Below are 14,683 nucleotides of genomic sequence, written 5' to 3' on the forward strand. Positions count from 1 at the left end.
CTATGGAAGATTCTAAGACGATCAGCATCATGGGCTGCGGCTGGCTTGGCTTACCGCTGTCTGAACACCTGATGCGATTGCGATATAATGTAAAAGGCTCTACTACCTCGCCCGAAAAGATTGACGTACTGCTGGAAAAAGACATACAGCCTTACCTGCTCGACCTCTCCAGCGATATGCTCGACAAAGGGGCCTTGGAGGATTTTCTTGACACCGATGTACTGGTGCTTAATATTCCACCTCACCTGCGCTCTGATGGTGGCGATGCTTACCTGAGCCAGATGCACCTGCTCCTGAAAACTATGCTGGACTCACCTGTGAACAGAGTTATTTTTGTTTCCTCTACTTCTGTTTACCAGAATCTTAACCGCGTGATTATAGAAGAAGATGTGACCTTTACAGGTGAGCAAGACCCGAACAACATGCTGCTGCAGGCAGAGCGGCTCTTCCAGAACCGGGACGGCTGGATGACTACCATTGTCAGATTCGCTGGCTTAGTAGGTGGCAACAGGCAACCAGGAAGGTTCTTAGCTGGCAAACAAGATTTGCCAAATGGTGATGCTCCTGTTAACCTTATTCACCTGGACGACTGCATCAGCATACTGCACCGCATTATAGAAGAAGAAAAATGGGGTCGCGTATACAATGCCTGCGCTGATGGTCATCCGCTCCGCAAGGACTTCTATACTGCCGCCGCTCTATCTTTGGGCCTCACTCCTCCGCAATTCAAGGACATGGAAGTGACAGAGTTTAAGCTGATCAGTAGCCAGAAGCTAAAGGAAGAGCTATCCTATACTTTCATCCACCCTGACCCTATGACTTTCTTTTCGTAGTTTTGTGGGTTGAATGGCTGTATTTCTAATTTACTTTTTTAGATTCTGTAGTTTAAGTATAGTTTCTTTCTTCAACCCTCAAAACATAAATTTTGACAACAATGCAGATAGCAGTGATAGGTGGCGGAGCAGCAGGATTCTTTGGAGCGATAACATGTGCTGAGGCAAACCCTCAGGCAAAGGTGCTGCTGCTGGAAAAAACAAACAAACTGCTTTCTAAAGTGCGTATATCCGGCGGTGGTCGCTGTAATGTTACCCACAACTGCTTTGTACCAACTGTTTTCTCACAATACTACCCACGTGGTGGTAAGCAACTGAAAGAAGCGTTCAAAGTTTTTGGCGCACGCGAAACGGTAAATTGGTTTGAGCAGCGTGGGGTAAAGCTAAAGGCTGAACCGGATGGGCGCATGTTTCCTGTTACCGACAATTCCGAAACCATCGTGAACTGCCTGCTACAGGAGGCAAAAAAAGCTGGTGTAGAGATAAGAACCAGTACTGCAGTGGAAAAAATAGTACCTGTAAATGACGGAGAGCAGGTACATTTTATAGTAGAGTTAGGCAAAGGGGAAAGTATAAAAGTAGATAAAGTGCTGGTGTGTACTGGGGGCAATCCTAAGAGCCCTGGTTATGACTGGTTGCGCCAGCTGGGGCACACCATACAAGAGCCGGTGCCTTCCCTCTTCACATTTAATGTACCTTCTTCGCCACTAAAAGAGCTGCAAGGTGTTTCGGTGCCACACGCCAGGGTGCGTATTGCGGGGCAAAAACTTGAGTATGAGGGGCCGTTGCTCATTACACACTGGGGATATTCAGGCCCGGCAGTGCTGAAGCTTTCTGCTTGGGGAGCACGACATTTTTATGAGCAGAAGTATGCTTTTACTGCTCTTATACAATGGCTTCCGGAGCTTACGGAGGAAAGTTTGCGCCAAAACCTACAACAGTACCGCCAGGCTCACCCAAAGAAAATTGTATCCACCAACCCTCTTTTTGGTCTGCCACAGCGCCTGTGGCAAGGGCTTACCCAACTAGCAGAGGTACCTGAACAGGTGCGTTGGGCAGAACTTCCCGCTAAAAACACCAACAAACTGGTAGAGGCGTTGCTACGCCTGCCGGTGGAGGTAAATGGTAAAACTACTTTCAAAGAGGAATTCGTTACCTGTGGAGGTATAGAACTGCGCGAGCTTAGCATGAAGACCATGGAAAGCCGTGTGCAGCCAGGGTTATACTTTGCGGGTGAGGTGCTGGATATCGATGGTATCACGGGCGGCTTTAACTTCCAGGCTGCCTGGACAACAGGATACCTTGCCGGAAAGGCTATGGCCGCTAAAACAGCCTAAGCATCCCCTATTTCCATAGTTGGCAACCAAAAAAGTAACATATCAGTATTACTGTATATTAACTAAAAAGCGATATAACTATGGAAATGAATAAAGAAGTACAGTCTACTGTACACCACCTGATAGAAAGATGTAAAGACGGTGCCAAGGGCTACAAGACAGCCTCTGAGGACGTGGAAGACCAGGATCTGAAAGACCTCTTCCGTAAGTACGCTGTACAGCGAGACAGCATGATTACGGAGCTACAGGATCTTCTGCACAAGATGGGGCACACAGATGATGAATCAAGCTCTATAGAGGGTACTGTGCACCGCGCTTGGATCGACTTAAAGTCTGCCCTGACTTCGAGAGACCGAGTACGTGTTCTGGAGGAGTGTGAACGCGGCGAGGATTACGCTGTGAAAGCCTATCAGGAAGCATTGGAAAAAGATTTGCCAGCCGCGCTGAAGCAAATTGTGGAGCAGCAGTATAGCGATGTAAAGCATGCCCATGATCACATCCGCTCTCTTCGCGATGCAGCTAGAGATTAAGCATAAAGTACTTTGACAGAAAGGAGCCTAACAGCTCCTTTTTTTATGTCTGATGATATTGCAATTGGTACCATCTCATTTATTTTATCGCATCATTTTCAGCAGGGAGGCATATGTCGCTAAAAAAGTATATTTACGAGTATATCCCAAAGAAAGCCCTGGCACTCATATCTTTGGCAGTATAAGCGTATGTGCAATTTTATCAGGCTCTTAAACGTAAGCTAACAGAAAGGGAAGGAGAAAGCCCTTGCACTAGACACTTTGATGATGTCGCCCCCAAGCAAGCCCTTCTCTTCATCTTAAAAGCCTGGACAGTACCCCATCCGCAGGCATGAGTGAGTGTAGGCCCGGAAGATGAATGTTTTTTGTCCACTTTAGTCCCTTTCAGCTATGAAGAATTTACTCTGTCAGAACCTGGGCGTCGATGTGGGCAAAGACGCTCTGGATGTGGTGCGACATCCCTTCACTTTTGCTGGGTTCGATCTTACCCTATGTTCTACCGCCTGCACTTGCCGGCTGTTACCTTTGCTGCAGCAAACATGCCCTGCACCGGGAAGTGAATGCAGCTAGTAATATAAGAAATAAGGCGGTCGGGCAGACCGTTTCAGCTTGGGAGATATACGGTCGCAGTAGCCAGGTAGCCCAGGAATCCAACCTGCTTTAGCGGTGGGAATGTCAAAGGAAATGGAAGAGACGCTACAGCGGTGTCCTCTGAATAACTCTCAGGTTCCGTTTTCGGCAGAAGACTTTCTGCACCTCCCACAGCAGATGCAGGCATACTTGACCCACTGCAGATATTTTGGCAAAGGCAGAATCTACAACTTCTTGATAGACTTTGAACACACAGGCATAAAGCTAAAGCCAGATGCAAAGTGGACATCCATGAAGTGCCAGCAGTTTAATTCTGTGTTGCCTCCTACTCGACTAGCCCTGATGCAAAGCAGGATGTATGGCTTTATACCCTTCACTGGAAGAGACAAACTGCAGAATGGCCATGGTAATATGCTCATAAAGCTGGCTGGAATAACAGTGAGTAATGCAACTGGCACTAAGATGGATCAAGCTGCCCTTGTCACTTATTTGGCAGAAACACCTCTCCTTCCTGCTGCTTACCTCCTCCATAACATCACCTGGAACGAGATAAGCGAGAACATCATTAAGGCCACTGTCACCGATGCAGGAAATACTGCGAGCGGTGAATTTTATTTTAACGATCAGCATGAAATCAATGCGTTTAGAACCAATGACAGGTTTTACTCATCAGATGGAAAAGAATATAAAAATTGGGCCTGGTCTGCTTATTATGATAGGTACGAAGAAAGGAACGGTATAAAGATACCGACAGTTGTGCGTGCTGTTTGGCACATGCCAGAGGGAGACTACGAGTACTTCAGAGCGGCTACCAAGAGCATCAGGTATAATATTAGACCCTAATGCTTTATTCACAGGTACAAAAAACAACAAGGGTAACATCCGTCTGATGCTACCCTTGTCATATCTAACTGCGTTAACAGTCAGCTTAATCTTCCAACCTTTTTATGATACTTTTTTAACGAGCCCCTTTACCTGAAGGTTGTCGTATTGTTAAAATATTTTTAATCAAAAAGGCCGACTCTAAAAGTCGGCCTTTTCTTCAAGCTCGGAAGTTCAACACTTCTTGCGCTGATTACATTATTTTATACGTGCATTACAGCACGCTGTTTCAGGTTTCTGAGCTGGATTAGAATCTTCTTTTACGGAAGCCGCCGCCTCCTTCTCTTCTGTCACCACCTCTTCTTTCACGGTCGCCGCCACTGCGACGCTCACGGAATCCGCCTCTATCGCCACCACGGTCTGAACCACGGAAGCCGCCACCGCCTCTACGATCGCCTCTGCCTCTGTCACGGTCTCCACCGCCACCAAAGCCAAAGTCTTCCTTATCGCCACGGCCTTCCTTCGGACCTGAGCCTTTCTTCTGCGATTTCTCAATGACTACCATACGGCCATCATACTCTACGCGTCCGATGTTCTCTACAATTTCAGCAGTGTACTCAGTTGGTACTTCTACAAAGCTGAACTTGTCGTACAGGTCGATGTCGCCAACACGGCCTTCCGGAATGCTGGAGTTTTGTGCCAACAGGTCGATTAGATCGCGTGGGTGTACACGGTCTTTCTTACCGATAGTGATAAACAGGCGGTCCATACCTTCTTTCGCGGCTCCAAGACCTTTTTCAGCCTCAGCACCTTTCTCCTTCACTTTCTGCTCTTTCAAGCTCATTTTAAGGAGCGCAGCAGCAAGGTCAAGCGGCGTATAACCTTCTGTCTCGTTCACGAAACGCTCAATGCGCGCTACGTGCTTAGCCAGATGTCCTTTCTCCAGTACTTCCTTCACTTTATCAAAGAAAATGTTAGTACGGATTTCGTTTACGTCTTCTAACGACGGTACCTGCTGCAGCACAATCTTGGCTTTTGTATAGCGCATGATGTCTTTCAACTTGTAACCATCTGAGCGACCTCCTACAAAAGAGAATGCCTTGCCAAACTTACCGGCACGACCAGTACGGCCAATACGGTGTACATAAGACTCTTCATCCTGTGGCAGGTCGTAGTTAAACACAGCCTCTACATTCTCTACGTCAAGACCACGGGCAGCCACGTCAGTCGCTACCAATATCTCCAAAGTACCGTTCCGGAACTTGTTCATTACCGCAGAACGCTGGTTCTGATTCATGTCACCATGCAGACCATCGGTGAAATAACCTCGTGCCTGCAGGCCAGTTACCAGTTCATCCACCATGCGTTTGGTGTTGCAGAAAATGATAACCGACTTCAGGTTATACATATCCAGCAAGCGAGATAAAACCTCTTGTTTGGCGCTGTTGCGTACCTCAAAGTAAGATTGATCGATATTCGTTACAGTCAGCTCCTGGTGCACCACTTTCACGAGCACAGGGTCTGTTTGGTAACGCTTCGTCATTTCCATGATTGGCTTGGACATAGTAGCCGAGAAGAAGATGGTCTGGCGATCCTCAGGGATACGCTCCAACACATACTCGATATCTTCACGGAAGCCCATATCAAGCATTTCGTCCGCCTCATCAAGGATGATCTTGTTTACATTGTCCAGCACCAGGGTACCACGGTTGATGTGGTCCATCACACGTCCTGGCGTACCGATTACAATCTGAACACCCTGTTTTAGGGCGCGCAGCTGACGGTCGTAGCTCTGGCCACCATAGATAGGTACTACGCTTATACCTTGCTTATACTTAGCAAGCTTCTGAATCTCACCTGACACCTGAATAGCAAGCTCACGTGTAGGGCACAGAATAAGGGCTTGTACGCTGCGGTTGCTAGGGTCTATGGTTTCAATGGTTGGTATGCCGAAAGCGGCAGTTTTACCAGTACCTGTCTGGGCCTGGCCTATTATGTCTTTACCTTCTAAAACAACTGGGATTGCTTCTGTCTGGATGGGAGAGGCTTCTTCAAAGCCCATGTCAGCGATAGCACGCTGTACTTCCGGCGAAAGCGGAAGCTCTTCAAATCTGATTTTGTTCATCTAATATTTTTAACTGATACATCTGGAGGCAGCCTGCTAATTAACCATTCTCTGCAATTATGAGAGCGACAAATGAAAAACAACTAAGGTAGCCAACAGTGTAGTAACCAGTTATCTGTAATTCAGACTGTTCCAAATCGGATGCAAAGATACTAACAATTAATAACATTAACTATCAATACTTGAAATAAGATTCATATGTTCCACAAGGGCTCTACTTTTAAAATAGCTTTTAAAAATATTGGACACGTAAAACAGGTACTTTACCCTTAAATAGGATCACTTTACAATGTTTTGTATAGAGAATATTTATACTTGAATTTTTTAAGTAAATTACCATTAAAGTTAAATTTATTATTGGGTTATGGCAACTACATAGTCCCTTGCCCGTAAAATCACTAAATTCACTCACAAAATATGAACACTTACCATGTGTTATACTATTCAGTGAATTATTTTAAATTGGTTATCGTAATATAGTCAAACACAATGTTCTTGTGTGCAATAAAAACAAGAGATAATGTATAAACATCTGCATTTTATTGCACAATCCCCGCTCTTATTTTACCATTCAGGCTATACTGCTTAACCTTTCTGTTAGGTGGATATGCTGTTTAGCTGCTGCTACAGGAGCTATGAAAATGCTTTAACTATGACTTAGAAAATATTAAACATCCCTAACCCCTTTAAATCCATCATTTATGTTACACTTTTCCAAAATCTCAACAAAAGGCAAAGACTTCAATCTAATCGCTTCTGGAGCATTAGCGTTCAAGATTCACAACAAAATCCTTAAGGACGAGGCTTTTCACAAGGGGGCAAAAATTAGCCGTAACATGTTGTTAGGCAGCGCTCCGGCAAAAGCGTTGAATGCTGATCGCCGAAACGTGTTTTATGTAATTTTATCTGACGTAGACAGAACGAATGTTGAGGACCTGTGCAAGCTTATCGCACAGGAGCGCAAAAAGGGCAGCTATGCCGTTTGTCAGGTTATTCCGCTTTACTACAACGAGCCTTCCTTCAAAGCCCTCAAAACCCTGCGCCAGAACTTCGATGAGGTAATTGAACTGAACAAGTTTAATTTGGGTAGCAGCAAAGCATTAATAAGCTCAGAACAGCAGCGATGCCTCATCACCGACTACTCTCTGTCTATGGCCCGCATCATGTACCATGTATGCGCTAAAGACTTCACTCCTATCGCTTCTGAGCTTAAAGGAGAGCTGGTATACGCCGGTTAAGTGTAACTCATAAGGGAAAATCAGGTACTACTGCTCTTAACCGGGCAGTAGTACCATAACCTATTCTCCAGCCACTGTTGCACTTACAATATTTTTGCTAATATTTTTAGCCAAACACTTGATTGATGGTTGACCAAAGCAGTATCTTTAATGTATAGATACACCGCGATGCCATCAGTTTTCAAGATATACTCCTCCTCGGCCGGCTCAGGCAAAACCTACAACCTGACAAAGGAATACTTAAAGCTGGCGCTCCACACTTCTGACCCGGATTACTACAGATCGGTACTGGCCATCACTTTTACCAATGATGCCGCTGCCGAAATGAAAGAGCGCATTCTCGCCGCGCTGCGGAACTTCAATGACAAAAGCTTGTCAGGGAAGGAGCTGCAAAAAAGCGAGGACCTACTGCAGGATGTTACCTGGGAACTGCAGGACGAGTATCCTGAAGAGCAGCTGGATAAGGAAGAGGTACGAAAAAGAGCAGCTGCGCTTTTTCGCCAGATCCTGTATAACTACTCCGACTTTAGCGTAAGCACCATCGACAGTTTTGTAAACAGGATCGTGCAAGCTTTTACGCGCGAGCTGAACATCCCGCAGAACTTTGAGGTTGACCTGGACTCGAACACGCTGTTGAGCACGGCTGTATCGCTGCTGCTAGACAAGGTGACAGATTCCAAAGAAGATTTATTGTCGCAGACTTTGGAGCAATATGCGCTGGAGAAAGCCCGTGAAGGCAAGAGTTGGACCATGCTGCCCGACGACCTTATGGACTTTGCCCGCAACTTGCTCAATGAGCAGGTGTATGAGGCAATCACCGACTTGCAGCTGCTCAGCCTGGAAGATTTTAAAGAAGTACGCGAGCACCTATACCTGATACAACAACAGGTAGCCGAAACGGTGCAAGAGGCGGCGCAGCAGGCCATGCAGCTTTTTGAGCAGGCAAATGTTTCCCCAGCTGATTTGTACCAAGGCAACCGTGGCATCTGGTCATATTTTAACACATGGCTGAAGTCGGTAGACCTGAACTATGGCAACAGCAATGCAATAAAAACCATTGAAGAGGATAAGTGGTACGGTGGCAAAGCCAGTGCCTACGCCAAGGCACAAATCGATAGTATAAAGCAGCCCCTCACCGATCTATACTATCACATCGAAAGTATAAAGGAGCCGTATGCGGCTACATTTACGCTGGTACAGCAGGTGGTGCCGCACCTGTACAAAGTATCCTTGCTGAACGAGCTTGAAAAATGTCTGCAAGAGATAAAGCAGGACAAGAACACCGTTCATATATCCGAGTTCAACAAGCGCATTATAGATATTGTACTCAAAGAGCCGGTGCCTTTTATATATGAGCGGCTCGGTGAGAAGTATAAGCACATCCTGATAGATGAGTTTCAGGACACATCTGTATTGCAGTGGAACAACCTGCTACCGCTCGTAGACAATGCCTTGGCCTCTGGTCATTTCAGTATGGTGGTGGGTGATGCCAAGCAGGCGATCTACCGCTGGCGTGGCGGCGAAATGGAACAAATCCTGCACCTCTACAAAAATAACACGCGCCAGCTGTACGAAAACCGCCGCCATGGTCCTCTTATCCGGGAGCGGTACGAGTCGGTAGACCAGGCACTGGCCCCAAAGAATTTAAGCGTAAACTATCGCAGTCGCTCAGAGATTATCGACTTCAACAACGAGCTTTTCACCTTCATCAGCCAGGGGCATCAGGAGTTCGCCATGTTTACCTCTATCTACGACAAAGACTTTGCGCAGCAAGTACCTACTGGCAGCGACAAAAGTGGCGGCCATATTCAGATCATGTTCACGCATGACGATGATATCAATTACAAGCATGACCTGAACAGCTGCGGCCGTACCGAAGAGCTTTACGACGGTTATAAGCATAAAGAGCTGTTAACCTACGACGAAAGCACCCTAAACATGGTGCTGGATCTGGTACAACAGGCACAGGCCGAAGGGTATGCGCTTCAGGACATGGCAATTCTTTGCCGCACGAACATCAAGAGTAAACTTATTGCTAACTTCCTGAAAGAGCGCAAGTATGACATCATCTCTCAGGACTCCCTGTCATTGCAGTTTGCTGAGGTGATAAATCTCATCATCGCCATGTTCAGGGTCTTCAACCGCCCGAACGACTCGTTGGCAAAATCAGAAGCTTTGTACCTGGTGTGTAAGGTGGCTTTGGGTGTGGTACCGGATGTGGAGATGACCAAAACCATTGCCGACATCGCAAATGACAAGGAAAATCAGTCTTTCTTTGATCAGCTACGCATTTTTGGTTTTGATGTGCAGGAGCGTGAGACGGGCAACCTCTCTATCTATGAATTGACAGAAAAGCTGATACGAATCTACGATTTGCTGGGCAAAAACAACGAAAGCGAATACCTGTTCCGCTTCCTCGACCTGGTGCTGGAGTATAGCTTAAAACACAGCAACAACCTGAACAACTTCCTGGCTTACTGGGATGTGCAGAAAGACAAGCTAAGCATCAACACGCCCAAAGATCGAGATGCCATCACCATCACCAGCATTCATAAGTCTAAAGGCTTGGCCTATCCTATTGTCATCATTCCGTTTGCTGATTGGAGCACCGAACCGAAAAGAGGCTCGCTGATGTGGAGCGCCTTGCCGGATGATATAAGCGTGACGGGTAAACTAAGGAGTGTTGCAGTTAACATAAGTTCTAAACTAGAGAATACGACACTGGCTAAGCAGTACAGCACCGAGATAGAGAAAACCTTTATCGAAAACCTGAACATGCTGTATGTTGCCCTCACCCGCCCAATTGACAGGCTCTACCTAATCGGAAATGCTAAAGACCTGCTGGAAGAGCGAAAAGCACCGAAGCTGGACGGCCAGGCCAAGAACGTAAGTCACCTTCTCTACCGCTACCTGGTGCACAAAGAAATGTGGGAGTTTGGCAAACACTGCTACCAATTGGCGCAAGGCAGGCCACAGCAGCAAGGGCACAGAGGCATCAACGATAAATCGTACCACCTCGACCACCTGACCTCTGCCGATTGGGAACAGCGCCTGAAAATAAAGCAGCACGCCAACAACGTGTTCGACTTCGAAACGCAGACTGTACAGCGCCAGCAAAACAGAAAGCTGCATTACGCGCTGGCACGCATTGCCTTTGCTCCGGAACTGGGCAAGGTGCTGCGCCAAATGGTTTACGAGGGCATTATCAGTGAGCGTGAAAAGCCGGAGCTAAAACACAAGCTAGCTCAAGTACTGAACCACCCAAAGTTAGGCCGCTATTTTACCAACAAGGTAGTGGTGGAGCATGAGAAAGAAGTTCTGGATGCCCGCGCATACCTCTACAAACCTGATCGCATCGTGTTCGACGGTGAGGCAGTGGTGCTGATAGAGTTTAAAACCCCGCCACCAGAACCGGAGCACAAGTATAAGTTAGATCATTACGCTGTACGCTTCCGCCAACTGGGCTACCAGAAAGTTAAATGCGTGCTTTATTACTTTGAAACCGAACAGGTAATGGAGTGGCAGTATGGCGGCAAAAAAGCAGAACAACTTGGGTTAGAGCTGTAGTTCTAGCACCGGCCTCAAAGCAATAACTTCATCAGAATATGGAACAACGATTGACAATCATCACCTTAGGCGTGAAAAACCTGCAACGCGCAAAGGAGTTTTACCAGAATGTTTTTGGCTGGCAACCAACTGAGAGCAACTCAGAAAGTATAGTTTTCTTTCAGTTGAATGGTATCCAGTTGGCCCTCTTCCCACAGGAGTCGTTGGCGGACGATGCAGGCATACCTTCTGAAGGCAGCGGCTTTAAGAAGTTTACCCTGGCCCATAATGTACGCTCGGAGCAAGAGGTAGATGAGTTGGTAGCACAGCTGGAGGAGAAAGGTGCAACGGTAGTGAAGCGACCAGAGAAGGTTTTCTGGGGCGGCTACAGCAGCTATATTGCTGACCCGGACGATAACTTGTGGGAGATTGCCTATAACCCGTTCTTGTTGCTTGAGGAGGCAAAGGATAAAAAGCACCCTTCCATTCATTAAGTCACTTATGTAGATTTAGTGCTAGAAATAGCAATTACGATAAACATATTTGTCATTTTAAAAGGATCCTTATTGATGCGCTTTTGATTAGCAAAATAAGATACCTCTAACATGATAACAAACTGTAACACATTCACCCTTACAATAATAAACCCGCGTGCAAACCTTCCTGGAGCTATCGGCTAAGTACATTTACGAGAAGTATAAAGAGAACATCAGCGAGCTGTGTGTGGTGCTGCCATCACGGCGTGCGAGTTTCTTCTTCAAGACAGCCCTGGCACAGGCAGCACCCGAGCCGATCTGGTCGCCGGAAGTGTATGCCATGGAAGATTTTATCCGCAGCCTTTCCAAAACCGATGTACTGGAGCCGATAAACCTGCAGCTGGAGCTGTTTGACCTGATGCGTGAGCAGGACCCGAAGCTTGACTTCGACAACTTTGTGACGTGGGCCGGCACCTTGCTGGAGGACTTCAGCCGCATCGATCAAAACCTGGTCGACACCAAAAAGCTGTTTGAGTATTTGGGCGAGGCGAAAGCGCTGGAACGTTGGGATCCGAAGTTTCTCGGTAAAGAACTCTCCCCTACTCTCAAAAAGTATTTCAGCCTCTGGGACAATATTGAGAAAACCTACCACAACCTGCAGAAGCGATTGCTGGAGAACAAGCAGGCCTATACTGGTATGGCTTTCCGGAAAGTGGCTAAGGACATCGACAAGATTGCTAAGGAAAGCGAGTGCCACCAGTTCATCTTTATCGGATTAAACAGCCTTACCCGCTCCGAAGAAAAAATCATCAGAGCGCTGCTGAAGCACGACAAGGCAGAGGTGCTTTTTGATACAGATGATTTCTTCATGGATGAGCAGGGACTGAGCAACCGTGCCGGGAGCTTTCTGCGCAAGTATAAAAGCACCTGGAACCTTCCGGAGTGGCGCTGGCAGCAAAACCTGCTGCTGACGGATGAGAAAGAGATAAACGTAATTGGCGTGGCCAACGCCAGTATGCAGGGCAAGCTGGCAGGGCAACTGCTGCAGGAAATACGCGAGCAGGACAAGCACGCGCAAACAGCCATTGTACTACCCGACGAAACGCTGCTTCTACCGGTGCTGCACTCTATCCCGGAGGATGTGCCTACCTACAACGTTACCATGGGTCTCAGCTTTAGGGGCACACCGCTGTTCAACCTCATCGACCTGCTCTTTGAGGTGCACCTAACAGGTGTGACACAGCTGCAGGAATCCGGTTATAAAGTATACCAGTACCACCACCTCAGCGTAACGAAGTTGCTCACACATCCTTTCATCCGCAGGTATGAGCTATACCTGAACGATGATCCGGAGCAGGCTAAATACCATGGCACTATACAGCAGGTGCTGGATAAAATGGTGCAGGAGAATAAGGTACTTATTACGGCGCAGGAACTGATTGAATTGAGTCAGCACCACCTACTGTTCGAAACGCTCTTCCGTACCTGGCGCGACTGCGACGACATTATTGTGGCCATGTATGAGCTGATCGAGCTGCTGCGCCAGGTGTACACGCACAGCCGCAACAGCATCGAAACAGAGTACCTGTACATCTTCTATACTTTGGTGAAGCGCCTCGACACCATTTTCGATTGTCGTGAACACAAAATCTCGGTGCGCAGCTTCCGCAAGTTCCTCTATGAACTGATTGGGCAAACACGGCTTCCTTTTAGCGGTGAGCCTATATCAGATGTACAAATAATGGGTATGCTGGAGACGCGTGCGCTGGATTTTGAGAACCTGATTATACTTTCGGTTAATGAGAATGTGCTGCCAGCGCCAAAGCGCCAGGAGTCGCTGATGCCATATGATGTGCTGCGCGAGTTTGGGCTGCCGACCTATGCCGAGACTGAAGGAGCCATGGCCTATAATTTCTACCGCCTGCTTCAACGTGCCAAAAAGGTTAACCTGCTTTATGTGCTGCCCTCCGACACATACGGCTCCGGCGAGAAAAGCCGTTTTATACTTCAGTTACAAAACGACTTGGCGTTGCGCAATCCGAAGATCAAGTTCCGCGACATGATTGCGGCAGTAGAGCAACAGGAAACACGGAAGTATGAAGAAGATATCGTGGTGGCAAAATCACCGGAGACCATCGCTCAGTTACGGCAGGAACTCGAGCGCGGCCTCTACCCTTCGCACCTGAACATGTACATCAACTGTTCGCTGCAGTATTATTTTACCCGCATCGCAAAAATGCAGGAGGTAGACGAGGTAGAAGAGCAGCTGGGCGCTGACCAGTTTGGTACTATTGTGCACCAGGTGCTGGAAGATTTCTTCCGTCCGCATGAGCAAAGCGGCAGGCCTATACTTGCCGGGCATGTAGAGCAAATGCTACAGGCTTTACCGGAAAAAGTAAAAGCAGAGTTCAGTAAAGTTACGCTGGGTGCCAAGCCAGAGCGAGGCATGAATTACCTGCTCTATAAAGTTGCCGTAGAGGTGCTGGATAAATACCTTCAAAAACTGAAGGAGTCGGATGAACTTCCGCTGTACGTGCTGCGCCTGGAGGAAACATTGGCCACCACGCTGCCTGTGCAGGTAGGCGACGAAGTAGTAAACGTGCGTATTGCTGGTAAAGCAGACCGCATAGACCTGACAGGCCACGAGCTGCGCGTAATCGACTACAAGACCGGCAAAGTAGAGCAGAACCAGCTGCGCATAAAGCCTGAAGATGTGGAGCTGCACTTTCTCACCGACCAAAAGTATGGCAAGGCCCGCCAGCTTTGGCTGTACGAGTATGTACTGAAGCGTGTGCTGGAGGATCAACCGGAAACTATCCTTCGCAATGCCGGCCACATCTCCCCTCTTCTTATAAGTCCGAAGTCGGGGATCCTCTCCTTCCGTAACTTGGAGCCGGGTGTTTTGTCGTCGGAGTTTAATTTCATGGAAGCCGATGGTGCCACTCCAAAGGATTTTGTAGAGGCTTCTGAGCAGCTGTTGGGAGATTTTGTGCGCCGCATGCTAGACCCAGAAGAGCCGATTCAGAAAACACGCGACCTGGATGTATGCCAGTGGTGTGCTTATAGAGGAATTTGTGCAAGGTAGCCTTGTCTACACAAAAGGAGAGACATATCCTTTATTGATCTAAAGCAGTAAGGGATAATGAATTTACAAGTATGTGCACTATACGTACATCATTCTCATT

At 47.4% G+C, this 14,683-nt stretch carries 10 protein-coding genes; 9 read left to right on the top strand and 1 reads right to left on the bottom strand.

Features of this window, described 5'->3' with window-relative positions; genetic code table 11:
- The first annotated feature begins 2 nt into the window (after positions 1-2).
- The 5 genes from PKOR_RS18495 (at position 3) to PKOR_RS18510 (ending at position 4,134) form a co-directional block, all read left to right on the top strand.
- Positions 3-833: an SDR family oxidoreductase gene (locus PKOR_RS18495; protein WP_046312626.1), complete on the top strand. Its 831-nt coding sequence runs from the start codon at positions 3-5 to the stop codon at positions 831-833.
- 101 nt (positions 834-934) lie between these two features.
- Positions 935-2,170 carry a BaiN/RdsA family NAD(P)/FAD-dependent oxidoreductase gene (locus PKOR_RS18500; RefSeq protein WP_046312628.1) on the top strand — a complete coding sequence of 412 codons (1,236 nt, stop codon included), beginning with the start codon at positions 935-937 and terminating at the stop codon, positions 2,168-2,170.
- Positions 2,171-2,250: 80 nt separating this feature from the next.
- Positions 2,251-2,700 carry a ferritin-like domain-containing protein gene (locus tag PKOR_RS18505; RefSeq protein ID WP_046312630.1) on the top strand — a complete coding sequence of 150 codons (450 nt, stop codon included), beginning with the start codon at positions 2,251-2,253 and terminating at the stop codon, positions 2,698-2,700.
- Between the two features lie 390 nt (positions 2,701-3,090).
- Positions 3,091-3,270: a hypothetical protein gene (locus PKOR_RS24850; protein ID WP_148561744.1), complete on the top strand. Its 180-nt coding sequence runs from the start codon at positions 3,091-3,093 to the stop codon at positions 3,268-3,270.
- 102 nt (positions 3,271-3,372) lie between these two features.
- On the top strand, positions 3,373-4,134 hold the full coding sequence (locus PKOR_RS18510) for a DUF6544 family protein (RefSeq protein WP_052738948.1): 762 nt from the start codon (positions 3,373-3,375) through the stop codon (positions 4,132-4,134).
- A gap of 286 nt (positions 4,135-4,420) precedes the next feature.
- Here the strand turns inward: PKOR_RS18510 and PKOR_RS18515 are convergent, their stop codons facing one another.
- Positions 4,421-6,238 carry a DEAD/DEAH box helicase gene (locus PKOR_RS18515; RefSeq protein ID WP_046312631.1) on the bottom strand — a complete coding sequence of 606 codons (1,818 nt, stop codon included), beginning with the start codon at positions 6,236-6,238 and terminating at the stop codon, positions 4,421-4,423.
- A gap of 701 nt (positions 6,239-6,939) precedes the next feature.
- Here PKOR_RS18515 and PKOR_RS18520 point away from each other — a divergent pair.
- From PKOR_RS18520 to PKOR_RS18535, 4 genes are all read left to right on the top strand, one after another.
- Positions 6,940-7,476, top strand: a complete 537-nt coding sequence (locus tag PKOR_RS18520; protein WP_046312633.1) for a hypothetical protein — start codon at positions 6,940-6,942, stop codon at positions 7,474-7,476.
- A gap of 150 nt (positions 7,477-7,626) precedes the next feature.
- On the top strand, positions 7,627-11,043 hold the full coding sequence (locus PKOR_RS18525) for a UvrD-helicase domain-containing protein (protein WP_084694837.1): 3,417 nt from the start codon (positions 7,627-7,629) through the stop codon (positions 11,041-11,043).
- Between the two features lie 38 nt (positions 11,044-11,081).
- Positions 11,082-11,516, top strand: coding sequence for a VOC family protein (locus PKOR_RS18530; protein WP_046312635.1), 435 nt, complete (start codon positions 11,082-11,084; stop codon positions 11,514-11,516).
- 157 nt (positions 11,517-11,673) lie between these two features.
- Entirely contained in the window at positions 11,674-14,583 is a 2,910-nt protein-coding gene (locus PKOR_RS18535) for a PD-(D/E)XK nuclease family protein (protein WP_046312637.1), read from the top strand.
- Positions 14,584-14,683: the final 100 nt, after the last annotated feature.

The sequence above is a fragment of the Pontibacter korlensis genome (genome assembly GCF_000973725.1).
GTDB lineage: Bacteria > Bacteroidota > Bacteroidia > Cytophagales > Hymenobacteraceae > Pontibacter > Pontibacter korlensis.